29 protein-coding genes are annotated in these 26,830 nt (G+C 63.6%); 14 read left to right on the plus strand and 15 right to left on the minus strand.

Annotation, left to right across the window (positions count from 1 at the left end; genetic code table 11):
• The first annotated feature begins 204 nt into the window (after nucleotides 1–204).
• Nucleotides 205–486, plus strand: a complete 282-nt coding sequence (locus KHY18_RS13425) for a hypothetical protein (protein WP_213300557.1) — start codon at nucleotides 205–207, stop codon at nucleotides 484–486.
• 86 nt (nucleotides 487–572) lie between these two features.
• Here the strand turns inward: KHY18_RS13425 and KHY18_RS13430 are convergent, their stop codons facing one another.
• The gene (locus KHY18_RS13430) at nucleotides 573–1,922 is read right to left on the minus strand and encodes an SGNH/GDSL hydrolase family protein (RefSeq protein ID WP_249729110.1); all 1,350 of its coding nucleotides are present in this window, start codon (nucleotides 1,920–1,922) and stop codon (nucleotides 573–575) included.
• Nucleotides 1,923–2,044: 122 nt separating this feature from the next.
• On the opposite strand from KHY18_RS13430, the gene KHY18_RS13435 reads away from it, so the two are divergent.
• Both KHY18_RS13435 and KHY18_RS13440 read left to right on the plus strand, forming a co-directional pair.
• Nucleotides 2,045–2,956, plus strand: coding sequence for a LysR family transcriptional regulator (locus KHY18_RS13435; RefSeq protein WP_213300602.1), 912 nt, complete (start codon nucleotides 2,045–2,047; stop codon nucleotides 2,954–2,956).
• Nucleotides 2,957–3,302: 346 nt separating this feature from the next.
• The gene (locus tag KHY18_RS13440) at nucleotides 3,303–3,461 is read left to right on the plus strand and encodes a DUF3309 family protein (RefSeq protein ID WP_213300558.1); all 159 of its coding nucleotides are present in this window, start codon (nucleotides 3,303–3,305) and stop codon (nucleotides 3,459–3,461) included.
• Between the two features lie 78 nt (nucleotides 3,462–3,539).
• Here the strand turns inward: KHY18_RS13440 and KHY18_RS13445 are convergent, their stop codons facing one another.
• Together KHY18_RS13445 and KHY18_RS13450 are read right to left on the minus strand one after the other, a co-directional pair.
• On the minus strand, nucleotides 3,540–4,562 hold the full coding sequence (locus KHY18_RS13445; protein WP_213300559.1) for a sensor domain-containing diguanylate cyclase: 1,023 nt from the start codon (nucleotides 4,560–4,562) through the stop codon (nucleotides 3,540–3,542).
• A gap of 98 nt (nucleotides 4,563–4,660) precedes the next feature.
• Nucleotides 4,661–5,728 carry a YcjF family protein gene (locus KHY18_RS13450; RefSeq protein ID WP_213300561.1) on the minus strand — a complete coding sequence of 356 codons (1,068 nt, stop codon included), beginning with the start codon at nucleotides 5,726–5,728 and terminating at the stop codon, nucleotides 4,661–4,663.
• Nucleotides 5,729–5,961: 233 nt separating this feature from the next.
• Here KHY18_RS13450 and KHY18_RS13455 point away from each other — a divergent pair, with 233 nt between their 5' ends.
• Nucleotides 5,962–6,354, plus strand: a complete 393-nt coding sequence (locus KHY18_RS13455; protein WP_213300563.1) for a hypothetical protein — start codon at nucleotides 5,962–5,964, stop codon at nucleotides 6,352–6,354.
• Between the two features lie 19 nt (nucleotides 6,355–6,373).
• Here the strand turns inward: KHY18_RS13455 and KHY18_RS27260 are convergent, their stop codons facing one another.
• The 8 genes from KHY18_RS27260 to KHY18_RS13490 form a co-directional block, all read right to left on the minus strand.
• Nucleotides 6,374–6,508: a hypothetical protein gene (locus KHY18_RS27260; protein WP_283771326.1), complete on the minus strand. Its 135-nt coding sequence runs from the start codon at nucleotides 6,506–6,508 to the stop codon at nucleotides 6,374–6,376.
• 122 nt (nucleotides 6,509–6,630) lie between these two features.
• Nucleotides 6,631–6,813: a CsbD family protein gene (locus KHY18_RS13460; RefSeq protein WP_213300565.1), complete on the minus strand. Its 183-nt coding sequence runs from the start codon at nucleotides 6,811–6,813 to the stop codon at nucleotides 6,631–6,633.
• Nucleotides 6,814–6,947: 134 nt separating this feature from the next.
• A complete protein-coding gene (locus KHY18_RS13465) occupies nucleotides 6,948–7,715 on the minus strand; it encodes an SDR family oxidoreductase (protein ID WP_502768877.1) in 768 nt (255 codons plus the stop codon).
• A gap of 19 nt (nucleotides 7,716–7,734) precedes the next feature.
• A complete protein-coding gene (locus tag KHY18_RS13470; protein WP_213300569.1) occupies nucleotides 7,735–8,745 on the minus strand; it encodes an ABC transporter substrate-binding protein in 1,011 nt (336 codons plus the stop codon).
• A gap of 24 nt (nucleotides 8,746–8,769) precedes the next feature.
• Nucleotides 8,770–9,558 carry an ABC transporter permease gene (locus KHY18_RS13475; protein ID WP_213300571.1) on the minus strand — a complete coding sequence of 263 codons (789 nt, stop codon included), beginning with the start codon at nucleotides 9,556–9,558 and terminating at the stop codon, nucleotides 8,770–8,772.
• Nucleotides 9,555–10,301, minus strand: a complete 747-nt coding sequence (locus KHY18_RS13480) for an ABC transporter ATP-binding protein (RefSeq protein ID WP_213300573.1) — start codon at nucleotides 10,299–10,301, stop codon at nucleotides 9,555–9,557. Before KHY18_RS13480 ends, KHY18_RS13475 begins: the two co-directional genes overlap by 4 nt.
• Nucleotides 10,302–10,303: 2 nt before the next feature.
• Nucleotides 10,304–11,785: an acyl-CoA reductase gene (locus KHY18_RS13485; protein ID WP_213300576.1), complete on the minus strand. Its 1,482-nt coding sequence runs from the start codon at nucleotides 11,783–11,785 to the stop codon at nucleotides 10,304–10,306.
• On the minus strand, nucleotides 11,782–12,864 hold the full coding sequence (locus KHY18_RS13490) for a LuxE/PaaK family acyltransferase (RefSeq protein ID WP_213300578.1): 1,083 nt from the start codon (nucleotides 12,862–12,864) through the stop codon (nucleotides 11,782–11,784). Before KHY18_RS13490 ends, KHY18_RS13485 begins: the two co-directional genes overlap by 4 nt.
• A gap of 263 nt (nucleotides 12,865–13,127) precedes the next feature.
• Between KHY18_RS13490 and KHY18_RS13495 the strand changes: the two genes are divergently transcribed.
• From KHY18_RS13495 to KHY18_RS13520, 6 genes are all read left to right on the plus strand, one after another.
• Nucleotides 13,128–13,430, plus strand: a complete 303-nt coding sequence (locus tag KHY18_RS13495) for a type II toxin-antitoxin system Phd/YefM family antitoxin (RefSeq protein WP_213300580.1) — start codon at nucleotides 13,128–13,130, stop codon at nucleotides 13,428–13,430.
• A gap of 16 nt (nucleotides 13,431–13,446) precedes the next feature.
• Nucleotides 13,447–13,833 carry a type II toxin-antitoxin system RelE/ParE family toxin gene (locus tag KHY18_RS13500; protein ID WP_213300582.1) on the plus strand — a complete coding sequence of 129 codons (387 nt, stop codon included), beginning with the start codon at nucleotides 13,447–13,449 and terminating at the stop codon, nucleotides 13,831–13,833.
• Between the two features lie 124 nt (nucleotides 13,834–13,957).
• Nucleotides 13,958–14,395: a YbaY family lipoprotein gene (locus tag KHY18_RS13505; RefSeq protein WP_213300584.1), complete on the plus strand. Its 438-nt coding sequence runs from the start codon at nucleotides 13,958–13,960 to the stop codon at nucleotides 14,393–14,395.
• Nucleotides 14,396–14,612: 217 nt separating this feature from the next.
• On the plus strand, nucleotides 14,613–15,152 hold the full coding sequence (locus tag KHY18_RS13510) for a sugar dehydrogenase complex small subunit (RefSeq protein WP_213300585.1): 540 nt from the start codon (nucleotides 14,613–14,615) through the stop codon (nucleotides 15,150–15,152).
• Between the two features lie 75 nt (nucleotides 15,153–15,227).
• Nucleotides 15,228–16,853, plus strand: a complete 1,626-nt coding sequence (locus KHY18_RS13515; protein WP_213300586.1) for a GMC family oxidoreductase — start codon at nucleotides 15,228–15,230, stop codon at nucleotides 16,851–16,853.
• Nucleotides 16,854–16,870: 17 nt separating this feature from the next.
• Entirely contained in the window at nucleotides 16,871–18,322 is a 1,452-nt protein-coding gene (locus tag KHY18_RS13520; protein WP_249729111.1) for a cytochrome c, read from the plus strand.
• Between the two features lie 229 nt (nucleotides 18,323–18,551).
• Here the strand turns inward: KHY18_RS13520 and KHY18_RS13525 are convergent, their stop codons facing one another.
• From KHY18_RS13525 to KHY18_RS13535, 3 genes are read right to left on the minus strand one after another with little or no spacing between them, the layout of a single operon-like run.
• Complete coding sequence (locus KHY18_RS13525) at nucleotides 18,552–19,571, minus strand: Bug family tripartite tricarboxylate transporter substrate binding protein (RefSeq protein WP_213300588.1); 1,020 nt, start codon at nucleotides 19,569–19,571, stop codon at nucleotides 18,552–18,554.
• Nucleotides 19,572–19,619: 48 nt separating this feature from the next.
• Nucleotides 19,620–20,579, minus strand: a complete 960-nt coding sequence (locus tag KHY18_RS13530) for a 2-hydroxyacid dehydrogenase (RefSeq protein WP_213300589.1) — start codon at nucleotides 20,577–20,579, stop codon at nucleotides 19,620–19,622.
• A 29-nt stretch (nucleotides 20,580–20,608) separates the two neighbouring features.
• Nucleotides 20,609–21,805, minus strand: a complete 1,197-nt coding sequence (locus KHY18_RS13535; protein ID WP_213300591.1) for a mandelate racemase/muconate lactonizing enzyme family protein — start codon at nucleotides 21,803–21,805, stop codon at nucleotides 20,609–20,611.
• Nucleotides 21,806–21,920: 115 nt separating this feature from the next.
• Between KHY18_RS13535 and KHY18_RS13540 the strand changes: the two genes are divergently transcribed.
• Together KHY18_RS13540 and KHY18_RS13545 are read left to right on the plus strand one after the other, a co-directional pair.
• Nucleotides 21,921–22,649, plus strand: a complete 729-nt coding sequence (locus KHY18_RS13540) for a FadR/GntR family transcriptional regulator (protein WP_213300592.1) — start codon at nucleotides 21,921–21,923, stop codon at nucleotides 22,647–22,649.
• Between the two features lie 367 nt (nucleotides 22,650–23,016).
• A complete protein-coding gene (locus KHY18_RS13545; RefSeq protein WP_213300593.1) occupies nucleotides 23,017–23,220 on the plus strand; it encodes a hypothetical protein in 204 nt (67 codons plus the stop codon).
• Nucleotides 23,221–23,438: 218 nt separating this feature from the next.
• Here KHY18_RS13545 and KHY18_RS13550 read toward each other — a convergent pair whose 3' ends face one another.
• Entirely contained in the window at nucleotides 23,439–23,981 is a 543-nt protein-coding gene (locus tag KHY18_RS13550; protein WP_213300594.1) for a putative molybdenum carrier protein, read from the minus strand.
• Between the two features lie 632 nt (nucleotides 23,982–24,613).
• Between KHY18_RS13550 and KHY18_RS13555 the strand changes: the two genes are divergently transcribed.
• A protein-coding gene (locus KHY18_RS13555) for an IS3 family transposase (protein ID WP_213300595.1) occupies nucleotides 24,614–25,704 on the plus strand; the annotation gives its coding sequence in 2 pieces (ribosomal slippage) (nucleotides 24,614–24,872 and nucleotides 24,872–25,704; 1,092 coding nt in all).
• Nucleotides 25,705–26,167: 463 nt separating this feature from the next.
• Nucleotides 26,168–26,728 carry a hypothetical protein gene (locus KHY18_RS13560; protein WP_213300597.1) on the plus strand — a complete coding sequence of 187 codons (561 nt, stop codon included), beginning with the start codon at nucleotides 26,168–26,170 and terminating at the stop codon, nucleotides 26,726–26,728.
• Nucleotides 26,729–26,830: the final 102 nt, after the last annotated feature.

Consider the following 26,830-nt stretch of genomic DNA (forward strand, 5'->3'; position numbering starts at 1 on the left):
GTGCTTGGCTGCTGTTGTATCAGTGGCCGGGCTTGCACTATTGTCCCTGCGTCCACACGCGTCTCCATTGGTGACCCTAATCCAGCGCAACAAAAGGTAAGGACCTGACTGTCCTACACCCGCCAAATCCTCAGAGGTCCAAAGTAAAGCTTCAGTGGCAGCCGATCACTGAGTACCGTTACCGACACCTCAAGGAGTATGGAAATGACACAGCAAGACCAGAGCCAGAACGCCAACAATAACCAGAACAATCCAGGCCAGCAGCAGCAAAACGACCCCAACCGCCAGGGGCAGCAGCAACAGCAGAACAATCCCAACCAGCAACCCGGCAACCCGCAAAACCCGGGCCAGCAGCAACAGACCAATCCCGGTCAGCAGCAACCAGGCAGCCCTACCCATCCGGGTCAGCAGCAGCAGAACAATCCGGGCCAGCAACAGCAACCGGGCAGTGGCAACAACCCTTCCCAGCAGCGTACGCCGCAATAAGCATGGGCTGAAATGCACCGGTCAGCCGTCTGCGTGACGGCTGCAACGACCAGGGCCTCAGGGCCCTTTTTTCATGCCACCCCTCTTCAGCGGCGCGTTTCGCCGGGGCCAGGTAGCATGATCGAGCGCTCCCGCAAGATCTTCGAGGTATCGCCGGGCGCGACCCCGACTTGCGCAAGCACCGCTTCGAGATCGACGGCTTGCGCCATTGCGCGGTTGCCCTCGTCGCCAGGGTGCAGGCGGTCGCCGGAATCAAAGCGCGCGGCCATCCGGGTGGGATGCTCAGGATCGCGCAGCGCGGCATCGAAGTCGATCACCGCATCAAACACGCCGCTGCCGCGAATCCAGTCGTTCACCCGCTGGCGCAGGACCTCCTTGTCGCGCTGGTAGTAGTTGCTCAGAGGCGTGCCGGGCAAAGCGCCCTCAAATGGCGTCAGCGTGGCGCCGATCACGCGCACGCCGCGCGCATGGGCCTGTGCGACCAGTTGCCGGTAGCCCGCCGTCAACGCATCCAGCGTCGGGCGTGCAGCATTGGGCGCGAACACCGTGCCCGGCCAGGCAATATCGTTGATGCCCAGCAGCACGATGACGCTGCTTGCGCCCGGCTGGGCCAGCACGTCGCGCTCCAGGCGCGCCAGGGCATTGACCCCCATGCCGTCGGACAGCAGTCGCGCGCCCGAAATGCCCGCATTGACGACCGCCACCCCATGCGCAGCCAGCCGGGCCGCCAGGAAATCGGGCCAGCGGCGGTCCCTGTCGAGGCTGGCGCTCGCGCCGTCGGTGATGGAGTCGCCCAGAACCACGACGGCCCGCGCGACCGTTGCGGTTTCCACCTGGATTCCCGTCAGCAGCGGGCGGGCCGTGGTGTTCTGCAGGGCATCACCTGCCTTCGCCGGCGCGGCGCTGGCCGTCTGGTCCCCGGGCGCGATCCAGGCCGTCTGGCGGCCGTCCCAGTGAAAAGTGCTTACGGCCGTCGCATTCGGCAAATGGATGCTCACCGCCACCTGTGCCAGTGCCGGAACGTCCAAGTCCACGGGATCACTGACCAACGTTGCGCCGGGAAGCAGCGTTGCCTCATTCTTCCCGCCAAATGTCAGCGACCGCAGGCTGTCGACTGCAACCGCCCCGCTGCCTATAGGCCGGGCGATGGTGGTCTTGCCCACGACGATGGGCTCGGCGCCATAAGCGTTGGACAACACGATGCGCAGGCGTTGTCCCCCCAGGCTGACGCGCGCGACCTGGCGCACGGTCTGGTCGTACAGCACGGGTGGGACATTGGCAGGAAACAGGAAGTCGTCTCCCCAGGTGGCTTGCGGACTGGCCTGCCAGGTTGCGACCCACGCGCAGGCGATTGCGGGCGTGGCCGACAAGGCCGTGGCTGCCGCAAGCGCCACGCTGAGCATGGCTGCCACCGAAGCCTTGGAAACTGTTGTCATGGATTTTCTTTGTTGATGAATTGAAAGACCTTCTAGAGAAAAATTATGAATTCAAAGATCACTTCGGAATAGACTGTTCCGAGGAACATCATTTATGCGTTGATTTCATCAAGGAGGCAGCTGTGGCGCGGCTGGACGTGAACCGATCCGGCGAACTGGAAGTGTTTGTTCGGGTCATCGAACTGGGCGGTTTTTCCGCCGCCGCCCGCGTGTGCGGCATGACGCCTTCGGCGGTCAGCAAGCTGGTTGCCCGACTGGAACAACGCCTGGGCGCGCGGCTGGTGAATCGCTCCACCCGCCAATTGCAGATCACCGCCGAAGGCTGCGCGTTCTACGAGCGCGGTGTGCGCATCCTGGCCGATCTGGAAGAAGCCGAACGCTGCGCCAACGAGCACAGCACGCCGCGCGGCCGCTTGCGCGTCAATGCCAACGTGCCGTTCGGGCATCACTTCCTGCTGCCGCTGGCACCGGAGTTTCTGGCGCAGCATCCAGACGTGACCTTGGACATCGTGCTGACCGACGAAGTCATCGACATCCTGGAGCAGCGCACCGACGTGGCGGTGCGTGCCGGCCCGCTGAAAAGCTCGAATCTGGTGGCGCGCAAGCTCGGCGCCACGCGCATGATGATTGTCGCAACGCCCAGCTACCTGGCTCGCCACGGCACGCCCACTACACCGGAACAATTGCTGGCGCACAACCGCTTGGGGCCCAACCATGTGCGGGCCCAGCCCGGCTGGCCGCTGCGCCATGCGGGTGAAGATGTCGTACTGCCGGTCACCGGCAACGCCCAGGCCAGTGATGGCGAGGCCTTGCACCGGCTGGCCCTCGCAGGACTGGGGCTGGCACGCCTGGCGGCTTTCCAGGTGCGCGAAGACATTGCCGCCGGCCGCCTGCGGCCCGTGCTTGAAGACTGCAATCCCGGCGATATCGAGGAAGTCCACGCCGTGTATGTCGGTCAAGGCGGATACCTGCCCCTGCGCGTGCGTGCATTTCTGGATTTCCTGGCCGAACGGGTGGACCTCGGGCAGGGGTGAAGCGAGCGCTGGAGGCGTTGCGTCGGCATGTGCCACCCGCTGCAGCAGCGCTTCGCGGATCGGCGTCTGGCTTCTGACCCGTATTCCCATGAAGGTCAACGCCACGGATGGTCCGAATACACCGAACCAAAGCACCTGGGTTTTGGCCGGCAGTGACCGGCACTTCCAATAAGCATGCGAGTCAATGCGGCGGCATCCTACCCGGGCGCGAGCGGCCCGGACTTATGGTCAACCCAGGGTCGCATCCCGAGGGCGGGAGGGGGCCTCAAACGCTCCCTTCCAGTCGCCGCAGATGAGATGCGCGCTTGAAGCGATCGCTTATTAACCAAACAGAAAAGAGTTGACCATGGCCATCAGCACCATCCTTTTGATCATCCTTATTCTGCTGCTCGTCGGAGCACTGCCGTCCTGGCCGCACAGCCGCAGTTGGGGCTATGCACCCAGCGGCGTTCTGGGCCTGGTGGTGGTCGTCCTGATTGTGCTTCTGCTCATGGGCCGCTTGTAGGCCTCCGGCCAGTGCCGATTGAAAGTCCACCGGTTGCCCTGCAGCCGGTGGACTTTTTCCATTCGGCGCGGCCCGCGCTCAATGCATGTGCGAGAGCTGACTCCTGCGCGCCTGCTTGACTTGATACATGGCCGCGTCGGCGGCCTGCAGCGCCTGCATCGCATTCTGGCTGCCCGGCGCCACGCCCAGCACGCCCACGCTCGCGCCGTCGTAATGCATCTGCAACGCGCCCAGTTGGTACTCGCCACGCGTTGCCTGGAACACTCTTTGCGCGAATGCCTGCTCGGCATCGGCCAGCATGTCGAGCCGTTCGGGGCCCAGCGCGATGACCACGAACTCGTCTCCGCCCAGGCGCGCTGCAAGATCTTCGGCGCGCAGCAAATTGCGCAGGCGCTCGGCCAGTGCAATCAGAAACTGGTCTCCTACATCATGGCCATAAGTGTCGTTAATGGCCTTGAAGCCATCGAGATCGATGAACGCCACCAGCACCCCAATGCCGCGCCGCGCGCCCTGCTCCAGCAGGCGGGTCAGCGCCTGGTGCAGCGCGCGCCGGTTCGCCAGCGCGGTCAGCGGGTCGGTGTTCGCATAGGTGCTCAGACGGGAATTGGCCTCCATCAGCCGGCGCACCAGCAACTCGCGCTCCACCTGCTGGGCGATCAACGTTGCGAAAAGCGACAGAAGATGCCGCGCCTGCTCGGGCAGTTCGCGCCGTGCCGAACTGGCAGCGCACAGCGTGCCGTACAAGGCGCCGTCGGCCAGGCGCACGGGAGTGCTCAGATAGGTCTGGATCTGCAGCGCGCGCGCGGCGTCCGAATCGCCCCAGCGCAGGCCGACATCGTCGGCAAACGGCTGCTCTTCATCGAGCGCGCGCTTGCACAGCGTGTCTTCCCAGGGAACCGACAAGCCCTCGGGAATCTGCATCTCGCTGGTATTGCGCGCAAACAGCACATGCTGCAGGTTGTGCTGCAGATCGATGGTCGTCAGATAGGTGGATTCCATGCCGGTGACGGACACCAGCATTTCCAGCAAGGGACGCGACAGCTCTTCCAACGTTTTGGCCGAGCTGACGGTCTCGGACAGATGATCTAGTAATGGCTCCATGCCGCCATTATTGCCCTGTGGCCGACACCGCCGCGGTAACAGCTGTCAGCCGATGCTGCAGCGCCTGCGCCCGGGGCGCAGGCACCACAACAAGCGCGTCAGGCGCCGCGCACCATCGCCATGATCTTGGCGGTGTTCAGACCGCGCGCGGTCTCCTGCATCTGCGGCAGATAGCGCGCCTGCAGCTCACGGCCGTCCTTCATCACATGCTGATAGGCGTCCTTGAGCATGTCGGTCGACAGCGTACGGCCGCCCGCATAGTACTGATTGGCCACATGACCCAGCGCATAGGTCGAAGCGAAACTCATGCCGCTGCTCACCGCCTGGCGTCCCACGCCACCGAAGAAGCCCTTGCCGGCCTTGCCCAGCAAGCCGCTGAGCAGCTTGCGTCCGGCCTCTTCGAGGTACTGCGAAGTCAGGCCCACGCCCAGCGCCGCCAGCAGATCCTTGATGTGGCCGCGATCGAGTTCATAGCCATAGCTCTGGCCGATCTGATAGACCAGGCGCATCTGCAAGGGAATGATGGCCAGCGTCGACAGGTTCTCGGGCAGCAGTTCGATGGCGCCATTCATGATCGACGACTTCAGGATCTTGCTGTCCATGTCGGCAGCCGACAGAGTGCCCGGCCGGCGCTGCGCCGCCGTCGACGGCAAGGCGTCCACGGCGGCCGGGTGCGGCACGGCCACGCCCTGGGGCAGCGCCGCTTCGGCCAGCGCAGTGCCCGCCACGGCGGTCTTCAGCGGCGCATCGGCCACGGCGCGGGCCTGGGCATCGAAGCTTTCATCGCCACGCCCCCAGTCGCTGCCCACCGCAGCCGCAGCAGCCGGCGCAGCGGCCGCGCCGCCCATGCCCCAGGCCTGGCGCACCTGCGCGAGAAACGCTTCTTCCTTGGGGCTGGTCTGGCCGTCGGCATCGCAGACGCAGACCGCCATCTCATAGGCCAACTGGCGCGAGTCCGTGCTGGTCAACTGCGCCAGCACGTCCTGCAACTGAACGCGGCGCAGCAGCACGTCCTGGTACAAGCCGGGCAGATTGATGGCCTGGTCTCCCGCCAGCCCTTGCGCCACCTGGCGGATCTGCTCGCGTTCACGGTCATGCTTTTCTCCATCGGCAAACGAGGCCAGCAGGCACAGGGTCAGAGTCGCGCGGATTTCGTCGTGTGTCATGGATGCTTCAGCTCCTGAATGGATAACAAATGGGTTGGAGCCCAAAACGGGCGCGGGGTTCCGGAAATTGGAAGCCATGGGCAAAGATTCAAGGCATGCGACCTGAAAAAACGGTCACGCGGGGATGGAACTGAAAGTGCGGCGGCGTGACGAAATCCCCATGGCAGCACCGGCCAGGCGACCATTGCGTCGCGCCGGCAGCCCTCGCTTGTACCGTTGCGGAGACCAGACCAATGACAGCACAGGACATAAGACGCGCGAAATTCGAGGAATGGGTGGCGCAGAACCACCCCGCTGCGCCGCTGGACCGAATTCCGTCTCGACCCGACGAATACGACGGCATTCTTGCCGCCTGGACCTGGGCTGCCTGGCAGGCCGCCAGTACCCTGCCCCCGGCGCTGGCCGAACCCGTCGCCTGCATTTACAAGGTCCGCGCCTTGATGCCCCAAAGCTTCACCGTCACGCATGTCGAGCTGTACCGCCCATTGGCCGCAGGCACGCTGCTTTACGCCGCTGGGCCTGCGTCCTCTTCGGCGACACCATCAGACTTGGCTGACGATATGGATCTGGCCTGCGCGCGCGGCGGCGCGGCTTACTGGCAATCGCCCTGTGACGCGCCGCGGTGAGCGAGGCGGCGCGCCGTTTTTACCAGGGAACAAACATCGCGATCACCAAGAACGCGAGAATCACGCCAAAGATGAGGAGCGCGCGGGAGGTGAAAAAGCTGCTGCGAAAAGATGCATCGCGTTTGGCCTGGGTTTTGTCGGGGGGTGTATTCATAGGTCAACCTTGGGTAGCTTGCGATCTGGGCGCCTAGGAATCGGGCGCCGTTGAAACAAAAATGCCCCCGCAGCATGCGCAACGGGGGCCTGGGCTGGTCCGGCATGCCGGACCCTGCGCCGTTATTTCTTGGCCAGGTCCTTGGCGACTTCCTTCACATCGCCGACGGCCTTCTGCGTCTGGCCTTCGACCTGCTTGGCAACGCCCTTGGCCTGTTGCTCTGGGCTGTTGATCACTTCACCCGCCTTTTGCTGAACCTTGCCAGCTGCGTCCTTGAGCGTACCCTTGATTTGATCGGTGTTCATAGTGTTCCCTTGTGGCTGGACCGTCTTGACGGCCCTTGGTTGAAGTACGCCTCAAGGATGCATCACCGCCGGGCGGATGGCGGTAGGCGCAAAAGAGGATGAACCGTGGGCATTGGCTTACATCCTCGCGCAGTTCAGCGCATCACCAGCCCGCCGTCGACAAACAGCACCTGCCCCGTCATGAAGCCGCTGAGTTCCGACGCCAGAAACAGCACCGGCCCGGCCACGTCTTCGGGGCTGGCGAGCCGGCGCAGCGGCGTGGCCGCGATCAACGACTCGCGAAACGATTCCTTGGTGTTGCGCGTGCCCTGCGTGGGGTAGACCAGACCGGGCGCGACGCAGTTGACGCGAATGCCCACGGGCCCCAATTCGCTCGCCAGATTGCGGCTGAACGCCACCAGTGCCGACTTGGCCGTGGTGTAGTCGTGGTACGGCACGACCGGGTGCTCGACCAGATTGCTCACGATATTGACAATGCTGCCGCGCGCGCGCTGGCGCATCTGCGGCAGCACGGCGCTGCAGACATTGAAGGCCGCGCCCACGGCGCCGTCGAACTGCGCCTGGTAGTCGCTCCATTCGAGCGCATCGAAATGGCTGCGGCGCTCGGGGTCGAACGCATAGGGGCGAAAAGCGTTGTTGACCACGATGTCGATGGCCCCGGCTTCGCCCACGATGGCGTCGACCATGGCCTGCACCGCGGGCTTGGAGCCCACATCGGCCTTGACGGCCCAGGCGTCGCCGCCCACCGCCGTGCAGGCCGCCGCCGTCTGCGCCGCGGCCGCGTCGTTGGACAGGTGATTGATGGCCACGGTCGCGCCCTGGCGCGCAAAGGCGACGGCGATGGCCGCGCCTATGCCACGGCTCGCGCCCGTGACCAGCACCACCTTGCCGCGCAGCCCCATTGCCGAATCCTGCACCATCTCAAGCCCCTGGAATCAAGCTGCTGTCCACCACATCGGACATCTTGAGCTGCTTTTGCACCAGCCCCAGCGCGCGGTAGGTGTCGGCGCCCTTTTGCAGCGCCGCGAGATCGAAACTGCCCAGGCGCGGCGCCGCGCCCTTGGCCTGCGCCGTGGGCAGCGAGGACGCATTGCGCAGGCGTATCACGTCGAGATTGATCTCGCGGTTCGTGCCGTCGATCGCGTGCTTGCCGGCCAGCTGCGCGGCTTCTTCGGGGTTGGCGATCATCCAGGCCGCGCTGTCGCGGTAGCCCTGCAGGAACGCCTTGAGCAGATCCTTCTTCTGGCGCAGCACTTCCTCGCGCACCACGAACATGTCGCTGGAGATGTTGAGGTGGTCGCGCACCTGCATGATGTTGACTTCGCCAATGCCCTTGCGCAGGCCCACGGCCAGCCCGGTGTCGGTCGCTGCCGTGGCATCGACCTGGCCTTGCATCAGCGGCGCGAAGTTCAGCAGGCCGGTGACGACAATCTGCACATCCGACTCCTTGAGGCCGGCCTGGTGCAGCATCACCAGCAGGTTCTGGCGCGTGCCGCTGGCCAGGCTGTAGACGCCGATCTTCTTGCCCTTGAGGTCGGCCGGCTTCTGTATGCCCGACGACTTGAGCGAGACCACGTTGAACACGTTCTGCGGGTAGATGTCGTAGATCGCGACCAGCTTCTCGCCCTTGTCGAGCGCCATGAAGAACGAGCCGGGATCGGTGAACGCCACATCGCCCTGGCCGCTGAGAATGTTGCGGATCGCGTCGCCGCCGCCCGCGCCCGGCAGATAGGTCAGCTCCACGCCTTGCGCCTTGAAGAAGCCCTTGTCGGGTTCGGCCAGGATATTGGTGATCTCGCTGATGGGCTTGCTCCAGCCCGCGAGGCGGATCTTGCCCTGCACGTTGGCGGCGCCGGCGGTGCCCGCCAAGGTCAGGCCGGCCAGGCCGCCCAGCAGGCTGCGGCGGGAGATGAACGAAGACGGGTGGTGCATTGCAGTCATGGCGATCAGGATTTTTCAGCGCGCGCGCGCAGTGGACGAAAGAGGAAAGGCGTGGGAGCGCAGCAGCCGGCGCTCGAGCAGCATGCAGGCCTGGTACAGCAGCAGGCCTATGGCCGCGATGATGACCAGGGCCGCGAACATCAAGGTGGTGTCCATCATTCCCTGGGCAGCGATGACCACGGCGCCCAGGCCGCGGCTCGCGCCCATGAATTCGGCCACCACCACGCCGACCAGCGCCAGCACCACGGCCACGCGCAGGCCCGCAAGAATCGCCGGCAGGCCCGTGGGCAGCTTGAGGCGCAGCAGCGTCTGCAGGCGCGTCGCGCCCAGCATGCGAAACAGCTGCAGCCGCTGGGCATCGACCTGGCGCAGGCCGGTGAGCGTGTTTTCCATCAGCGGAAAAAAGCAGATCAGCGCGGTGATCAGCACCGTGGGCAGCAGGCCGAAGCCGAACCACAGCACGAACAGCGGCGCGAGCGCGAGCTTGGGAACGACCTGGCTCACCACCACATAGGGCTTGAGCACGCTCTCGAGCAGCGCCGACTCCGCCAGCGCCATGCCCGCGAACAGGCCGAACAGCCCGCCCGCTGCCAAGCCCAGCAACAGCGCCTGCAGCGTGGCGGCGATATGCGGCCAGAAATAGCCCGAAGCCAGGCCCGTCCACAGCGCCGCCGCCACGGCCGAAGGCGCGGGCAGCACCAGCGCCGACAGGCCAGACTGGCGCACGATCAGCTCCCACAGGCCCAGCAAAATCAACAGCAGCGCCGCGGCCATGAGCCGCGCCTGCAATGGCGTCGGGTTCATGCGGCGGTCCTGTCCATGGCGGCGCGCACGCGCGCGCAATATTCGTTGAATTCAGGACCATGGCGCATGGCCTGGGTGCGCGGCGCGGGCAGCTTGATTTCGATGTCGTCGACGATGCGCCCGCCGTGCATCAGCGCGATGCGGTCGCCCACATACACGGCCTCGTTGATGTCATGCGTCACGAACAGCACCGTGGTGCCCAGCGCGCGGCAGGTGCGCAGCAGATCGTCCTGCAGCTCGGCGCGCGTGATCGCGTCCAGCGCCGCGAACGGCTCGTCGAGCAGCAGCAGCGGCGGCTCGAGCATCAGCGCGCGCGCCAGCGCCACGCGGCTTTGCTGGCCGCCCGAAAGCTGGCGCGGATAGTCGTGTGCATGGTCGGCAAGACCCAGCTGCGCCAGCAGCTGCAGCGCGCGCGCTTGGTCTTGCGGCGTGGGCTTGCGCTGCAGCGACACCGGCAGCAGCACATTGCCCAGCACCTGGTGCCAGTCGAGCAGCGTGGGCGCCTGGAACATGAAGCCCAGCTGCGGGCCGGGCGCGGCGAGTTCACCGCCGTTGAGCAGAATATGCCCCGACTGCGGGCGCAACAGGCCCGCGGCCAGCTGCAGCAGCGTGGTCTTGCCGCAGCCGCTGCGGCCCAGCAGGCAGTGGAAATCACCGGCCTGCATGCGCCAGTCGACGCCGTTGACCACGGGCGCGCGGCCCGGGTAGGTGAACACCACCTTCTGGATATCAAGAAACGCCATGGTCAATCCGCATAGGGCGCAAACGGCTGGGCCGCGATTTCGGCCGACTGCTCGATCTCGGTCATGCGCACCAGGTCGAGCAGATTGAAACGCCCGTCGTGGTGCCAGCCGGCCTCGGGCATGCTCATCGCGCCAATGGCGCTGATGCGCGTGACGCCCGCCGCGCCCAGCAGGCCCGCGAGACGGTACAACGTCTCGGGCGCGGCCGCGATGCCCGCGGTCTGCAGGAATTCGCGCTGCGCCGCGACCACGGGCACCACGGCATCGAGCGAATCGACGCCCACCACGGCAATCGTGCGGTACAGCGCCGTGGGCGCCAGGGGCTGCAGGCTGTCGCTGTACGCCACGCTCCACGGCGCATCGGCCGGGCCTATCAGCAGGTCTTCGCCGTCACCCGCAGGCGCGCGCCACTCCACGGACTGCTGCCATTTGGCGACGGCCGCGCCCTCTTCCAGATCGAGCGCGCGGCGCGCGAAGCGCCGCTGCAGGTTGGCGAGTTCGGCCGCGAGATAGTCGGCAAACGCGCGCGGCGACACCGGCGCGCCGCGCTCCACATAGAACACATGCGGCGAGTAGCAGCCCTGTTGGTCGTAGCGCATCACATCCCAGGCCGCGAGCCGCGCCACGGCCGGCGCCTTGAGCGCGTCCAGCGCCTGGGCGCCCACCAGGCCGAAGCCCAGCTTGTGGCCATGGGGCAGAAAGCGCGTGGTCACGGGCAGGCGACGGCGCAGCGCATCGAGCGAGGCATTGCCGCCATAGGCCAGCACCGTGTCGGCCTGGGCATAAAGCGCGGCCGCGCCTTCGGCGCCCAGGCCGGTCTCGCCGCCCGCGCCGCTCCACCAGACCACGGCCAGGCAATCGGCCAGCGGCGGATGCACTTCGGCCAGCAGCCGTGCGAACCAGCCCGCGAACAGCGGCTCGGCGCTGGCCAGCTTGCCTATGCTGGGCGCCTTGACCAGCAGGCCGCACAGCAGGCTCCACAGCGACAGCGCGGGCACATTGCCGGCCCAGCTGTGCACCAGCAGATCGGGCCCGAAAGCGCGCACCGCCCCGCCCTTGGGCGCGGGCTCAAAGCCGTCGAGCACGCCGGGGTTGGCGAAGTCTTCGGCGACGAAGCGGCGCAGCTGGGCGGCGCGAAACGTCTTGAAGAATCCCGAGAGGCCCAGCCGCACCATGTCGGCGTCGTAGCCGCTGACCACGGGCAGCCAGGTTTCGGCATCACGGCGATACGCATCATTGCGGTCCAGCAGACGCGCGATCGCGCGGTCTATCGCGTCGATGATTTCGGCCACGGGCATGGCCCGCAGCTGCAAGTCGGCGGCCGCGCGCACGCGCTCGACAAGCGCCTGCATCTGCGCGGCCGTCAGCACCGGCACCGCGACTTCGAGCCGCTGGCTGCCCTGCGCGAACGCCAGCACATGCCACTGCACTTCGTCGTCGCGCAGGCCCGGCAGATAGCCCGCGGTGATGCGCGTGATGGTCATGCCGTCGCGGCCTTGACGAACTCGTCAACGGCCAGCGAGCAGCCCTTGGCCGCAGCGCCTTCGGCGCGGCCCAGCAGCAGGAAGCCGCCGTCGGCCCAGAGGCCTACGTCTTCGGTCAGAATGGTCGTGACCGCGTTGTAGTTGGCCAGATCGCAATGCACCAGAATGCCGCGCTCGCCGGCCGCGACGCTGCGCCCCGTGACGGGCTCGACCAGGCGCGAGCGAATCCAGTGCGGGCCCGACTTCACCGACGGCAGCGTCGCATTGCCCGCGTCATAGAACTGCGTGCTCAGCTCGGTCATGCCATACATGTTGATGCACTGGGTGCGCGGCACGCCGAACAGCGCCGACAGATCGGCATAGAAGTCTTCCAGCGGCAGCTCGCGCGACTGGCCCTTGTAGCCGCCGGTGTCGAGAATGCGGCTGCCCGCGGGCAGGCGAAAGCTGCGGCCCTGGGCGCGCAAGGCGTCCATCACATGCACCAGGCTGAAGCTCGCGCCCAGCAGCGCATAGGGCAGTCCGCTGCGCTCGGACGCTTCCAGTGCGGCGCACAAGCCCGGCATGTCGAGGCCTTCGGGCGTCAGAAAGTAGCGGCTGTCGGGCGTGCCAAACTCAGACTTGGCCAGCGCCAGGTAGTGCGCCAGCGACGAGTTGGGCATGGCCTGCTCGTCGGGAAACAGAATGCCCATGGGCAGGCGCGCCTGGCCCTGCATGAAGCGCTGGGCGAAGTTGCGCGTCATCGACAGATCGTAGACATCGAGCTGCGGGTGAAAGTGCCGCCCGCGCGCCGCGCGGCCCGTGGTGCCGCTGGTCATGAACACGCGCTCGTCGGCCGATGCCGGCGCGCTGCGCAGCTCCATGGCCTTGAACGCATCGATGGGCACGGCCGGCATGTCGCTCCAGGTCTTCACATTGCGCAGCGTCGCGCCGCGCCGCTGGCAGAAACTGCGAAACGGCGCATTCGATTCGTATTGGTAGGCGAACAGGCGCAGCGCGAGTTGATCGAACTGGTCGTCGGTGCACCCATCGAGCGCGATGAATGCAAGCAGATCTGCGACCAGCGAGGCGGCCTTGTCCATGGAAATCCTTCGAGAGCGTAAAACGAATGCTCCGAAGGCCCCTCGCCCGTGCGCGCGGCAAGGCGCAGCCACGTCAGGGTGCAAGCTCTTCTTACGCCGGAATGACCCGGGTCAAGTTCTCGGGTGTAGATCTCAGCACTGGCGTGCACCCCGGAGCGAGGCGCTATCTTAGCGCAGCCGATCAGCGAACGTGCCAGCGCTCTTTATCCTTCTTCTACACGCGCGTATGATGTACTTAACTTTGTACAAATTTCAAGGCAGCCATGGCTATTTCCGCTGGGGACGTGATTCCACTATCGCAAGCCCGTGCCAATCTCTCGGAATTGGCCGATCAGGTCAAGGCGGGCGCCGAGAAGATCATCACCAAGAATGGCGAAAGCTATGTAGCCCTGATCGATGCCAGGCGGCTGGACTACTACCACCAGTTGGAGCGCGAACGCATCCATCTGCTGGTGATCGAGGACGCCAGTCGCGGATTGGCGGATGTCGCTGCCGGTGAGGTCAAAGACGCGCGTGAAACCATTTCGGCCATCCAGCGCAGGCGCGCCACCAAGGCAGGCAAGTGACCGGCAACCCCATACCGTGACCACCCAATACAGCATCCAGGCGACCGCGAATTTCGAGCGCAATCTCGAAGAGCTGGAGAGCTTTCTGATAGACGCGGGCGCTGGGCACGCGTTTGACGCGCTGTTGGCAGAACTGGCAGATACCGTCATTTCCAACCTCGAGCGTTTCCCTGCCATGGGCCGCTTGTTCCTCGAACGCCCGACACGGTCAGTCGAAGCGGCCAACGGCATTGATCGTCTGACCCGGCAACTCGCCGCGCTCGCGCCCGATGCGGAATTGCGCGAGTACGTCATGGCGCATTACCTGCTGCTGTATGCACGCTTCAACGGCTGCAGCTACCTGCTTTCCATTCGCCACCAGCGACAGCTTTCCTTTGATTTGCCGAGAACCTGGCCTGCATGACTTGATCATTCAGGTTTGTTCGAGAATTTGAGAATTTACAGCGGTGCATGCAAACCCCCGTCCTACATCCAGCCGGCAATCTTTGGCCGAGACTGAAGATTCTGCTCAAAGAAGAAGGATTGAAATGATTGCAAGCACCATTCGTCGCCGCGCCGTTCTGGCCACTGTCATTTCCGCCGCGGCGCTGCTCGCCGCCTGCGCCCAGTCGCAACGCGTGCCTGCGCCCCAGGCCCACGCCATTGTCGGCACCGTGAACCTGGCCGAGCCTGTAGACGCGCCGCTGCAATCCACGTTGATCGTCGAGTTGCATGAAATCGCCAGCGCCGCAGCGCCTGCCAAGGTGGTGGGCCAGACCGCGATCCAGATCGAAAACCTCAAGCCGCCCTACAAGTTCATGCTGCCCACCGACACCACCCCGATCAACAGCGCCGCTGAGTACCGGGTCAACGCGCGCATCACCGTCGGCAACCAGACAACCTACGCCAGCGACACCGCCTACCCCGTGCTCACGCGCGGCGCCGGCAGGACCGCCGACCTGACGCTGGTGCGCGTGGCCCCATAAGCGGCCCGGCTCCCGAGCTCAAGCCCGCTGGCACCACCAGCGGGCTTTTTCTATGCCTCGCACCGGGCCTGCATGCAAGGCCATTTCCCAGGGAATTACCAAGGGTAAACCCTTAACAAATTAGAATTCGCGCAGTTGCCTGGACGGTCGCGCCAAGACGCCAAGAAATGCCCGCCACGCAATCTTTTCCCACTCTCTGGAATAGCGGCTCCCCACGATGTCTTCCCCCGATTCCCTCTCTCGCCGACAAGCCTTGCTCGGTGCGGCGGCAGCGATGCTGACGGCTTATGCAGGCCCATTGCAATCTTCCGCGCTGGCCGGTGCCGGCACCGCGGCTTCCGGCTCCGCCGCCGCGACCTCGCCTTTCATGAGCCTGTCGCAGATGCTGGTCAACCACGGCCTGAATGCGGCCGCGGGCGCCAAGATGGAAGCCTATGCGCGCGCGAACTTCGCGGATTTCGCGGACAGCTCCGCCGCCATCCTGCAACTCGCGCAGGAGCGCAAGGCGACGGCGGTCGAAGATTTCTACGACGATATTCCCGAAGGCCCGCAGCGCAAGTTGGCCCAATGGATCATTTTTGCCTGGTACAGCGGCATGGCCGGCGCCGGCAAGGCAGACGCCATGTTCACTTACGAGCATGCGCTGACGTTCCAGGTCACCCGCGATGTGGTGGCGATTCCGTCGTATGGGTTCACCGCGCCGAATGCGTGGGAGCAACTCGACAACGCGCCGCTGCTGCCCATCCCGCAATTCTGAGAAACCGCGTGCCGGCCCTGCGCGCTGGCCGTTGACGCCAGCGTGCGCCACGCGCGCGCAAAAAACATTCCCACCATGAACAAGAATACTTCCGCCGATGTGGTCATCATCGGCACCGGCGTCGTCGGCCTCACGATCGCCGAGCAAATGATCGATGCCGGCATCAGCGTGCTGATGCTCGAAGCCGGCCCGCGTGTCTACCGCAATGAGATCGTGGAAAACTTCCGCAACATGCCGCTGTCGAACAAAGGCAGCGCCAACTCGATCTACCCGCCGCGCGACTGGGCGCCCCACCCCATGCCCGGCGATGACTACCTGCAGCTCTCCGGCCCCGACAGCTACGATCAGACCTATATCCGCTACGCCGGCGGCTCGACCTGGCACTGGGCCGGCACCAGCTGGCGCCTGACGCCCGAAGACATGCGCCTGCAATCGCTCTATGGCGTGGGCCGCGACTGGGCCTTCGAATACGACGTGCTCGAGCCCTACTACGTGCGTGCCGAACACGCGATCGGCATCTGCGGCCCCTCGGACCCCGAGCAGCAATGGCCGCGCCTGCCGCGCTCCGCGCCCTACCCCATGCCGGCCCTGCCGCTGTCGCCGGGCGAGAAGAAGTTCACCGAAGTCGTCAAGTCGCAGCTGGGCCTGTCGAACATCCACGTTTCGCAGGCACGCAACAGCGGCATGCCTTACGACGGCCGCCCGGCTTGCTGCGCCAACAACAACTGCGTTCCGGTCTGCCCCATCGGCGCCAAGTACGACGGCGAAACCGCGCTGCTGCGCCTGGAGCGCAAAGGCGTGAAGATCCTTTATGACGCCGTGGCCTGCAGGATCGAATCGGGCGAAGGCAACCGCATCACCGCGGTCCACTACATGGACCCGAACAAGCAGACCCACCGTGTCACCGGCGGGCATTTCGTCGCGGCCTGCAACGGCCTGGAAACGCCCAAGCTGCTGCTGATGTCGGCCGACGAACGCAACCCGAACGGCATTGCGAACAACAGCTCCGACCAGGTCGGCCGCAACATGATGGACCACCCGCAAAAGGGCTTCACCATCACCACCACCGAGCCGTACTGGACCGGTGCGGGCCCGGTCGTGAACTCCGGCATCATGGAAACCTCGCAGGGCGATTTCCGCTCGCGCCATGCGGGTGCCTACTTCCGCCTGAACAACTTCGGCCGCAACCGCTTTGTGACCTTCAACGCGCTCAAGACCGGCAAGGTCGGCCGCGCGCTCGACGAGGAAATCCGCCGCGAAGCCGGCTGCACCACCAACGTGGTGATCGCCTTCGAAACCCTGGCCAACCCCGAGAACCGCCTGACGCTGTCGGACAAGAAAGACTGGCTGGGCCTGGCCAAGCCGGCCATCCATTACGACGTGGGCGACTACACGCGCCGCTCGGCCGACGAATATGGCGTGCCGCTGCTGCACAAGATTGCGCAAGCCATGGGCGCCGTGAAGATACAGGAACCCAAGGGCTTCGCGCAGAGCAAGCACATCATGGGCGGCACCATCATGGGCAACGACGCCAGCACCTCCGTGGTGGACGCCGACTGCCGTTCGCACGACCACGCCAACCTGTTCATTCCGGGCGGCGGCGCGATGGCCAGCACGGCCTGCGGCAACTCGACCATCACCATGGTCGCACTGGCCATCAAGGCCGCCGATGCCTTGCAAGCGCAAGTGCGCAAAGCATGAGCGAGGGCAAGACCACTATGCAACACACCACTTCCCTGCGCCACCGCGTGAGCGCGGCCCGCACCGCCGCCGTTCTGGCTTTCGGCACGCTGGCCGTGGCCGGCGCCGCCATGGCGCAGAACTATTCGCCCGAACTGATCGAAAAAGGCCGATACCTGGCCACGGCATCGGACTGCATCGCCTGCCACACCGCCACCAAGACCAAGCCCATGGCGGGCGGGCATTCGATTTCGTCGCCCGTGGGCGATATCGTCGCCACCAACATCACGCCGTCGAAAAGCCACGGCATAGGCAACTACAGCGAGCAGCAATTCGCCGACGCGCTGCGCAAGGGCGTGCGCGCCGACGGTGCGCAGCTGTACCCGGCCATGCCCTACACCGCGTTCTCGCTCTTCACGAACGAGGATGTGCACGCCATGTACGCCTACTTCATGGAAGGCGTGAAGCCCGTCGATGAAGCACCCAAGGCCACCACCTCGCTGCCGTTTCCGATGAACGTGCGCGCGTCGATGATCGGCTGGAACCTGCTGTTCGCCAACGACAAGCCGTTCGAGCCCGATCCTGCGCAGACACCGGAATGGAACCGCGGCGCCTACCTGGCCCTGGGCGCGGGCCATTGCGTCACCTGCCACACGCCCCGCGGCGCGATGATGCAGGAGTTGGCCAGCAAGAGCATGAGCGGCGCGCAGATCGGCGCCTGGTATGCGCCCGATATCACCAACAGCAAGACGCACGGCATAGGCAGCTGGTCAGTCGACGAGTTGACCACTTACCTGACCACCGGCCATCTGCCGGGCAAATCGCAGGCCGCAGGGCCCATGGCCGAGGCGATCACGCACAGCTTCAGCCAGTTGAACGAAACCGACCTGCGCGCCATCTCGACCTACATCCTGTCGGTGCCCAGCCACAAGCCCGAAGACCCGGCCCAGCGCAACCGCTTCGCCCACGGTCAGGCCACAGACGCCACCGCAGGTTTTCGCGGCACGTCCTTTGCCGAAGGCATGAAGCAAAGCGGCACGGCGCTGGGAGCGCAGATCTTCACCGCCAACTGCGCGTCGTGCCACGGCGCATCGGGCCAGGGCACGCAAGACAGCTACTACCCCGCGCTGTTTGGCAAGTCGATCACCGGCGAAGCCAATCCGTCGAACCTGATCGCCGCCATTCTCAACGGCGTGGACCGTGAAACGCCCAAGGGCGGCCATGTGTTCATGCCGCCGTTTGGCGACCAGACCAACGCGATGGTGCCGCTGAAGAACGAAGAAGTGGCCGCGCTGTCGAACTTCCTGCTGACCAGCTATGGCAATTCCGCTGTGTCCGTCACCGCGGACCAGGTGCAGGTCATACGCGAAGGCGGCGCCAAATCCAGCCTGGTTTTGCTGGCGCGCGTGGGCATGGCCGTTGGCGCGGTCGTGGTGCTGTTGCTGTTGGTCCTGCTGGCCAAGAAGCGCGGCCGGGCACGCCGCCGTTAAGTCGCGCTGACCCAACCGTTCGTGGTGAGCCTGCCTGCGCGGCCCGGTCGAACCATGAACGGCCTGCTCTCATGCCTTGAGGGTCGGCCGTTCACCCTTCGACAGGCTCAGGGCGAACGGCAGGGATAGGCATAGCGCCTAAAAGCCGTTCGTGGTGAGCCTGCCTGCGCGGCCCGGTCGAACCATGAACGGCCTGTCCTAGGAACAAGTCCCCCGCTGTTCGAGGCGCTCACTCCGCCTTGATATTGTTGTCCTTGACCACCTTGCCCCACAGCTGGGTTTCGGAGCGCATCCATTCCGTGATCTGCTGACGCGTCATCGCCGAAGGCTCGGAGCCCAGTTCCTGCAGATGCTTGGCAAACTCGGGCTTGGCGACGATGCGCTGGATCGCATCCTGCAACTTGTCCAATATCGGCGCCGGAGTGTTGGCCGGCGCCAGCACGCCCTGCCAGGAACCCGTCACAAAGTTGGGAATCTGCGATGCGATCGTGGGCACGCCTGGCGTGGCCGCAAACGGCTTGGCGCTGGTGACCGCCACGGCCTTGATCCTGCCGGCCTGCACCAGGGCCTTGGTCGCGACGACGCTGGCCATGGCGCTGTCGATCTGGCCGCCGGCCAGGTCGGCCAGGGCCTGGGCCCCGCCCTTGTAGCCAATCACGTTGAACTCGAATCCCCGGTCCTGGGCAATCAGAATGCCGGCGAGCTGGCTGATGGACGCCAATGGCGTGCCGAAGCTGATCGGCGTGCCGCTCTTCTTGGCAAAGGCCGTCAGTTCATCGAGATTCTTGGCCGGCAAGTCGTTGCGCACCACCAGAAGGTGGGGCGAATACGCCGGGATCGCAATCGGCGTCAATTCCTTTTGCGGGTTGTAGCTGAGCTTGGGCACCACGCTGGGGCCTATGGTCAGCACACTCAGATCCAGCAGCAGCAGGTTGTAGCCATCGGGCGCCGACTTGGCCACGTAGGAGGCGCCGATGTGGCCGTTGCCGCCCGCCTTGTTCTCGACAATCACGGTCTGCTTGAACATCTCGCCCAGATCCTTGGCCAGCAAGCGGGCCAGAATGTCGGACGTGCCGCCCGCCGGGTTGGGCACGGTGATGCGTATCGGCTTGCTGGGATAGCTGGCCGCGGGCTCCTGGGCGAAGGCGGGCGCGGCCGCCACGCACAGCAGCGTGGAAGCCGCCAGGCCCAGCACGGCGCGCCGGGATTTGCCGAGGGTCAGAGCGGGGGGAAAAGTCGAAGTGTGCATTTTTTGTCTCCTGTCTATCGAATCGATTCAAGCGTGATGCGTGCCGTCTTACTGCGGCGATCGAATGACGTTGAGCAGCGGCTGGCCTTCGTGCAGGCGCAGGATGTTCTTCGCCATGAAGCTGTAGCGCCGCTCCAGCAAGGCCGGCGTCATGGCCGAGATGTGGGGCGTGGCGCGCACATTGGGCAGTTCATGCAAGGGCCAGCGCGAAGGCGGCACCGACGGCTGCCCTTTCTTGGGGTACTGGTACCAGACGTCCAGCACCGCCCTGCCCAGCCGCTGATCGCGCAAGGCTTCGTACAGCGCCTGCTCCTCCACCACTTCGGCCCGGGCCACGTTGACCAGCAGCGCCTGCGGCGGCAGCAAGGCCAGTTCGCGGGCGCCGATCAGGCCGCGTGTGCTGTCGTCCAGAGGGCAGCACAGCACCAGGGCGCGCGCACGTGGCAGCACCGAATCCAGCGCGGACACCGCGACAAACTCATCGGCCAGGTCGGGCGCAGTCGGCTTGCCGCTGCGCGTGACGGCCACGACATGCATGCCCAAGGCCTTGGCACGCCGAGCGATTTCCTGGCCGATATGACCAAAGCCCACGATGGCCAGCGTCTTGCCATAGGCCTCGTCGTGCTGGGCACGGCTGGCATAGGCCTCGGCCCAGGCCTGGGCATCGAGCCGCGCCGGGTATTGCCACAGCTGCACGAAATGCTCCAGCACCGCGTGAATGGTGAACTCGGCGATCGGCACCTCATGGCCGTGGACATTGCTGACGGTGGTCGCGCCTGGCAGGGCTTCGCTGGCGATCTGCTCCGAGCCCGCGCCCGGAACCTGCAGCAGCCGGCACTCGATGCGCGCGGCTTCATCGGCGCTGACGCTGTTGCTGATGATCACATCGGCGCGAATGGGCCCGTCTTTGGGGAAGGCGTCGAGGGCCTCCACTTCGTGTGCGACGCCCAGCAGCGCGCGCAGGCGCGGGGCATTGGGCGCGTGCAGCCCGACAATCTTGATATGCATGGCAGTTCTCTCAAAAATGAATGTGGCGATCAGCGCGTCTCGCGCACGATGAGATCGGTACGGTGCTTGAAGCTGTCCTGCAGGCGCGTGCCCAGACCCGACTTCGTCGTGGGCTGGGCCATGCCGGCCTGGATCACGGGCAGATCCGTGACGATGTCGCGGTACCAGGTGGCCAACGTGGCGCGCACCACTTCCTGGTAGATGGCCGTGGGCGCATGCAAGGCCATCTGCAGACCGGCCATCAGCGTCACGGGGCCGGTGCAGTCGTGCGGCGCCAGCGGCCGGTTGTAGGCCTGGGCCAGCGCCGCGATCTTGCGGCCCTCGGTGAAGCCACCGCACCAGGCCAAATCAAGCATCACCACATCCAGCGCATCGGCGGCCAGCAGATCGCGGAACGGCCGCAGGCCGCCCAAGGTCTCGCTGCCGCAGATCTGCACGCGTGTGCGGCGGCGCAAATCGGACAAGCTCGCGGCGTCGTCCATCTTGCACAGCGGATCCTCGACCCAGAACACCTGGTAGTCTTCGAGCGCCTGGCAGATGCGCAGCGCCGAGTGATTGCCGAACAGGCTGTGCAGTTCGCACATCACTTCGATGCGATTGCCCACGGCTTCGCGGATCTTTCTGAACGGCTCCAGCCCCTTCTCCAAATCTGGCAGGCTGATGAGCTGCCCCTGGCTGGCTGGCGCATAGATGTCGAACGGCCAGATCTTCATGGCCTTGTAGCCCTCGTCGAGCAGGCTGGTAGCCAGCGCGCCCGCATCGCGCATGAAGGCCACCTGGTCGTCGTATGGGCCTTGCGACTCGTCGTCCGAACCGATGTCGCGGCGCTTGCCGCTGGTGTTGAAGCTGTAGCCGGCGCAGGTGTTGTAGACCGGAACGCTGGGGCGTGCCGCGCCGCCCAGGGCTTCGTGGATGGGCACGCCCTGGCGTTGGCCGGCGAGATCCCACAGCGCGATGTCGACCGCGCTGGCCGAGCGAACCTCCACCCCCGAGCTGTTGTAGCCCACATAAGGCGACAGCAGATGGCGCGAGATGCCTTCGATCTGGCGCGAATCGCGCCCGAGCAGCCAGGGCGCGAGCTCTTCGTGCAGACAGGTCTCCACCGACACCGCGCCGCGAAAGGTTTCACCCAGGCCGACCAGGCCGTCGCTGGTTTCCACCTCGAGCCAGATCAAGCTGGGCCGGTCGGGCACACGGTAGGTACGAAGGGATCGTATGATTGACATGATTTACAGCTTTTTATAACTTTGAAGAAAAATCGCGCTCCAAAGAGCAGATGACGCATTCTGATTTGGAAAATACCCTGCGTCTTCACCCGTATACCCTGTCAATAGCTGTCACATGCCAAACACCTATTCCCCGTCGGAACACACCGCTACCTCCAGCGAACGGCTGTTGGGCGACAAGGTCTATGAAGACCTCCTGCAACTGCTGGGCACACCCGGTTTCGAGCCGCGCGCGCGCATGCCCGGAGAGACCGCGCTGTCGCAGCGCCTGGGGGTGTCACGGCCCGTGCTGCGCCAGGCACTGGCCCGCTTGCGCGACGAAGGCCGCATCTACGCGCGCAAGGGTTCGGGCACCTTCGTCACCGACGCCATGCCGCAGGCACGCCCGGTCTCGGTCGACACCTTGAAGAACATCGCCGACATCCGCGACTTTCTGGAGTTCCGCCTGTTCATCGAAGGCGAAGCCGCGGCCCAGGCAGCGCGCAAGCGAACGGCAGAACAAATGCACCACATCAGGCGCTGCAGGGAACGCTTCGATCAGGCGCTGGCCGAAGGCAGTGAAGCGGTGGAGGAAGACGTGGCCTTCCACGACGCCGTTGCCCAGGCCTGCGGCAATCGCTTCTTCAGCATGACGATGACCGCGCTGGCACCGCAGACGCGCTTCAGCATAGGCCTCTCACGCAGCCTCGCCGGACGACCCCAAGGCGAGCGGCGCGACAGCGTATGCCATGAGCACGCGGCCGTGGAACTGGCCATCGAAAGGGGCGATGCCGGTGCCGCACGCCAGGCGATGGAGAAGCATTTGCGCGGCGGCATCGATAGACTTTTCGGGCATGCGGTGTGAGCGTGAAATACGGCGGTCCGTGTCTGCGTTCGGATGACCCATAGCCTCAGGTACGGTTCAAGACCCCGCCGAAACAGAAAAGCCTGCTAGCCAACGCCAGCAGGCTTTTTCGTTTGCGAAAAGTGAACTGAAACATAGCCAATGCCACATAAACGCTGTCACTGCGGTGCATATCGTCGACTTTGAGTTCGTTGCATGTGGCTCGGGTCGAACCCCAGCGGAACAGAAAAGTGAAATGCGGCCACCGCAATCCATGCTGCTCATCATGAGCAAGATGTCTGTGTAACGAGATGTTGACCTACGAGGAGATCATGTCCAAGCGTCAAGAATAGTTCCCACTGGTCACATGCCAGTCATGAAAGCCGTTATGAGCAACAAGCACGCTTCTCTCAACCCATCGCCGCAAGGCGCTCCGCTGGAGTGGGCCAAGGCCCAGACCAGCGCACGCATCTCGTACCCCGACGGCGTCCCCGACCGCCTGAGCTGGCGAGCGCGCGAAACGTACACCGGCAGCGAGCTCTCCTATCGCAGCCGACAGGCCAGAACGATCATCTCGTTGACCAGCAAGTAACGGCGAAATTTTCAACCCCGACTGCGTGCCCTTGCGGCACGCATCCACAGAACTCGATGGTTCCAGCCATGAAAATCCTGTTTTATCTTTTGTTATGGGTTTCGTTTATGACGTTTGGCTTTGTGGCGGCGATTGCCACCAAAAGCCAGATGCTGCATCTCATTTGATTTGAGCGGTTCCGCTTGCCCAATCAAACAAGCGAAAGTCGCAGCAGCAGATCACTGGTCATTTCTGGTTGACGATGCAATAACATTGCGCAAATTTGGTCGCAGACAGGCGTCCAGCAATGCAGCGACATCGGCATAGATGCCCGGGCATTTCTCTTCGCGCGGCCCGGCCACATTGAGCACGCCGAAATTCCCATCTGTGAGCCACACCCTGATTTCCTGGATCACGCTATCCAAACTAAACGCATCAAGTTGAGCAACCAGATGCGGTTTTCCCAAGGTGCGTGCAAAACGCACTGTCTGAAGCGTTCCGCCCGCCAACATTCCAGTATTGAAAATCAAAGTGGCGTCGCTGTCGCGAATGTTCAATTTGGTGCGCTGGCGGTAACCCGTCGAATCTGTTTCGCGAAGCTGGTAATGCGCAGCCAGCGGCCCGTCCGCCGCCAAACGACCTTTCGGACACCACCCTCCATGGGGCACTGTGCGTCGGCGCGCCCAATCAAGCGCTGCACGATCGACACCCGTCTGGCCTCCGGACGCGATCTCGGCGACCAGCCATTGTTCGGTGCCAGCGGCAGCGATCAGCGCATGCATCCTCAAAACACCCCGTAGCGGTAAGCGAAGTACGCCGCAGCCAGAACGCCAATGAGGGCGAGGATGGTCATGATTCTTGGCATATGCGCTCCGGTGATTGAAGGGACTGAGCGCCGCCCCATTGCTTGGGTTGCACGGCAGCCTCCACGCCTAAGGCGGCCGCCACTCATACAAACAAGTTAAACATCAATAGCCATCCATGTCGCGAGACAGCGTCCAGATTCCCCAAACGACCAACCCCACCAGCACGACAATGCCGATGCCGATAATCCAGGCGATCATTTCTTCCCTCCGTTACGAACCAGCCACTGCAGGAGCGCGGCCACCTTTTTTTTGCGTCGATCTCATCGCAAGCTGCATCGACACCGGGAGTGTGCCCGAGCGGGGCCTTCTTGTAGCAGGGAGCGCGCTTGGCGCATCACATTTTTTGGACTGGGGCGTCTTGCACGAGTGATGAGGCAGCTACGTGGACCAACCGATAGGCTGCCAAGTAGCCGAAAAAAGACAGTCAACCAGCCGAGGCAATGAGAGCCGCCTGACGAATCGCGACGGAAAGTGCTGCCGACGACGTCCCCCCAGATTTGAGTAGCAGAAGGACTTGGAGTCCAATCCCAAACGACAGGAGATTGGATGTGAAAAAGCGATTTAGCGAAGAACAGATCATTGGCTTCCTGAGGGAAGCTGAATCAGGGCTGCCGGTGGCAGAGTTGTGCCGCAGGCATGGCTTCTCGGAAGCCAGCTACTACCTGTGGCGCAGCAAGTTTGGCGGCATGACGGTCTCGGATGCCAAACGACTCAAGGAGCTGGAAACCGAGAATGCTCGACTCAAGCGCCTGCTGGCCGACGCCATGTTGGAGAACGAGGTCACGAAAGAGGCCTTGCGAAAAAAGTGGTGAGCGCATCCGCAAGGCGGGAACTGGTGCGCCACATGAACGGCCAAGGGCTAAGCGAACGACGAGCACTGCGCGTCGTTGGCATGAGCCCCAGCGCCTACCGCTATCAACCAGTGACGGATCGCAACTGCGTCCTCAGGCAGAAGATCATCGCCTTGGCGCAACGCCATCGACGTTACGGCGCCGGCATGATCTATCTGAAGCTGCGCCAAGCCGGCGAGCTGGTGAACCACAAGCGCGTGGATCGCCTGTATACCCAGGCGGGCCTGCAAGTGAAGAAGCGCAAGCGCAAAAAGATCCCGCTGGCCCAGCGGCACCCTTTGGAGCGCCCGACTGCGGCCAACCAGGTGTGGTCCATGGACTTCGTGTTCGACCGCACGGCCGAAGGGCGCAGTATCAAGAGCTTGACCGTGATTGATGACGCTACGCACGAGGCGGTAGCCATCGTGCCGGAGCGTGCACTGAGTGGCAACCAACTGGTGCGTATCTTGGAGCAGTTGGCCAGTACGCGGGGGCTGCCCAAGGCGATCCGAACCGACAACGGCAAGGAGTTCTGCGGCCGCGCGATGGTGAGTTGGGCGCATGCACGGGGTGTGCAACTGTTCCTGATCGAACCGGGCAAGCCCAACCAGAACGCTTACGTCGAATCATTCAACGGGAGGTTCCGCGATGAATGCCTGAATGAGCATTGGTTCACGAGCCTGGCGCACGCCCGGGTGATCGTAGAAGCCTGGCGCCGGGAATACAACGAGGAGCGTCCCAAGAAGGTACTTGGCGGGTTGACCCCAGCGGCCTATGCCCAGAGGCTGATCCAAAACCAGTTAAATTAACCCCGGACTCCAAAGCCAAGCGCTACTGAAAATGGGGGACGTCGCTGCTACCGCAAATCTTCGATTCGTTGGGTAGTGTTGGGGTTCTGAACTACGCGAAGGCCCTTGTGCTGGTCCTAATGCTGATCGTGCGTCGCAGAAGTTGAAGGCCTCCGGTGCGGGGCTGGCGCCAGTTCCATTTGCTCGATGTGCTGCAGCTGGGTGCGACGTCGCTGTGAACCTAGGTGTTGCCTACCAATGGAAGGTGCTGCATTGTGTTGTTGGAATTCGATTTTCAAAAAATTTCGATTTCCTGATTTTTGAGAGCAATTAGTCATGATTGCTAGGCACGGGTAACAGTGGGATCACCGTAAGAGTTGACTTAAACTTTTTCACTGTAGGAGATGGCGCGGCTTATTTTGGAAATTTGTCTTATCCAAAAAAATTCATTGAATTAGTATCATGAAGAAAACCCGGAGGGATCATGAAAACAAATTCCATGAAAAATCGGATGGATTTTTATGCGAGGCCATTTACTCTACTATGGTTCTTTATGGCAGGAATTTCACCTTTGAATGCCCAAGATCTACCGGTGGTGACCGTGACAGGCGGCTATGATAATTATTCAGGTTTCGGAATGTCGGGTGGATTGGAGTTTTCGCATGGGGCTGGAGAACCATTTAGTGGCTACGGCAGAATGATGGCTTCGTTAAACGCCATAAAATTAATGGAAGATGTGCGTTGTATTAATAAGGGTTTTGAGAATACTACGTCCCACTCCCCGGAAATCGATCGATGGATTGCGGCGGAAGCTGTCTACAGGCGAGTTTCAAGCGGCAGAACCTTATTTGAAAAACTTTTTGGGGCAGACCCAACCCCAAAAGGAACTAATTTTCTGACAGTTACATATGCCGATGGAGGGACAGAAAATTGGTGGATAGTTGCTCCGCAGTTTTCTACCGCACTTTCGCCATCACCCGTTGCTGGCTCTCTGAAGCAGGGAAGTGGGATTCCTCAGCCGCACCCAGTGTGCAGAAAGTCTTGAAATGAAAATACAATATAAATATATTATTACCATAACTATTTTTTTAATCCTTTTTTCTTCATTGATTTATTGGCGGGGGGAGCGTGGACAAGAAAATACGGC

This window comes from Acidovorax sp. CCYZU-2555, from assembly GCF_018413525.1.
Classification (GTDB): domain Bacteria; phylum Pseudomonadota; class Gammaproteobacteria; order Burkholderiales; family Burkholderiaceae_C; genus Comamonas.

Coding starts and splice junctions, on each gene's coding strand:
- KHY18_RS13550 (WP_213300594.1), bottom strand. CDS start 23,981: ATGCATGCGCTGATCGCTGCCGCTGGCACCGAACAATGGCTGGTCGCC.
- KHY18_RS13430 (WP_249729110.1), bottom strand. CDS start 1,922: ATGACAACAGTTTCCAAGGCTTCGGTGGCAGCCATGCTCAGCGTGGCG.
- KHY18_RS13525 (WP_213300588.1), bottom strand. CDS start 19,571: ATGCACACTTCGACTTTTCCCCCCGCTCTGACCCTCGGCAAATCCCGG.
- KHY18_RS13505 (WP_213300584.1), top strand. CDS start 13,958: ATGATTGCAAGCACCATTCGTCGCCGCGCCGTTCTGGCCACTGTCATT.
- KHY18_RS13560 (WP_213300597.1), top strand. CDS start 26,168: ATGAAAACAAATTCCATGAAAAATCGGATGGATTTTTATGCGAGGCCA.
- KHY18_RS13440 (WP_213300558.1), top strand. CDS start 3,303: ATGGCCATCAGCACCATCCTTTTGATCATCCTTATTCTGCTGCTCGTC.
- KHY18_RS13540 (WP_213300592.1), top strand. CDS start 21,921: ATGCCAAACACCTATTCCCCGTCGGAACACACCGCTACCTCCAGCGAA.
- KHY18_RS13465 (WP_502768877.1), bottom strand. CDS start 7,715: ATGGGGCTGCGCGGCAAGGTGGTGCTGGTCACGGGCGCGAGCCGTGGC.
- KHY18_RS13470 (WP_213300569.1), bottom strand. CDS start 8,745: ATGCACCACCCGTCTTCGTTCATCTCCCGCCGCAGCCTGCTGGGCGGC.
- KHY18_RS13455 (WP_213300563.1), top strand. CDS start 5,962: ATGACAGCACAGGACATAAGACGCGCGAAATTCGAGGAATGGGTGGCG.
- KHY18_RS13480 (WP_213300573.1), bottom strand. CDS start 10,301: ATGGCGTTTCTTGATATCCAGAAGGTGGTGTTCACCTACCCGGGCCGC.
- KHY18_RS13535 (WP_213300591.1), bottom strand. CDS start 21,805: ATGTCAATCATACGATCCCTTCGTACCTACCGTGTGCCCGACCGGCCC.
- KHY18_RS13490 (WP_213300578.1), bottom strand. CDS start 12,864: ATGGACAAGGCCGCCTCGCTGGTCGCAGATCTGCTTGCATTCATCGCG.
- KHY18_RS13445 (WP_213300559.1), bottom strand. CDS start 4,562: ATGGAGCCATTACTAGATCATCTGTCCGAGACCGTCAGCTCGGCCAAA.
- KHY18_RS13485 (WP_213300576.1), bottom strand. CDS start 11,785: ATGACCATCACGCGCATCACCGCGGGCTATCTGCCGGGCCTGCGCGAC.
- KHY18_RS13450 (WP_213300561.1), bottom strand. CDS start 5,728: ATGACACACGACGAAATCCGCGCGACTCTGACCCTGTGCCTGCTGGCC.
- KHY18_RS13520 (WP_249729111.1), top strand. CDS start 16,871: ATGCAACACACCACTTCCCTGCGCCACCGCGTGAGCGCGGCCCGCACC.
- KHY18_RS13425 (WP_213300557.1), top strand. CDS start 205: ATGACACAGCAAGACCAGAGCCAGAACGCCAACAATAACCAGAACAAT.
- KHY18_RS13510 (WP_213300585.1), top strand. CDS start 14,613: ATGTCTTCCCCCGATTCCCTCTCTCGCCGACAAGCCTTGCTCGGTGCG.
- KHY18_RS13475 (WP_213300571.1), bottom strand. CDS start 9,558: ATGAACCCGACGCCATTGCAGGCGCGGCTCATGGCCGCGGCGCTGCTG.
- KHY18_RS13545 (WP_213300593.1), top strand. CDS start 23,017: ATGAGCAACAAGCACGCTTCTCTCAACCCATCGCCGCAAGGCGCTCCG.
- KHY18_RS13515 (WP_213300586.1), top strand. CDS start 15,228: ATGAACAAGAATACTTCCGCCGATGTGGTCATCATCGGCACCGGCGTC.
- KHY18_RS13495 (WP_213300580.1), top strand. CDS start 13,128: ATGGCTATTTCCGCTGGGGACGTGATTCCACTATCGCAAGCCCGTGCC.
- KHY18_RS27260 (WP_283771326.1), bottom strand. CDS start 6,508: ATGAATACACCCCCCGACAAAACCCAGGCCAAACGCGATGCATCTTTT.
- KHY18_RS13530 (WP_213300589.1), bottom strand. CDS start 20,579: ATGCATATCAAGATTGTCGGGCTGCACGCGCCCAATGCCCCGCGCCTG.
- KHY18_RS13460 (WP_213300565.1), bottom strand. CDS start 6,813: ATGAACACCGATCAAATCAAGGGTACGCTCAAGGACGCAGCTGGCAAG.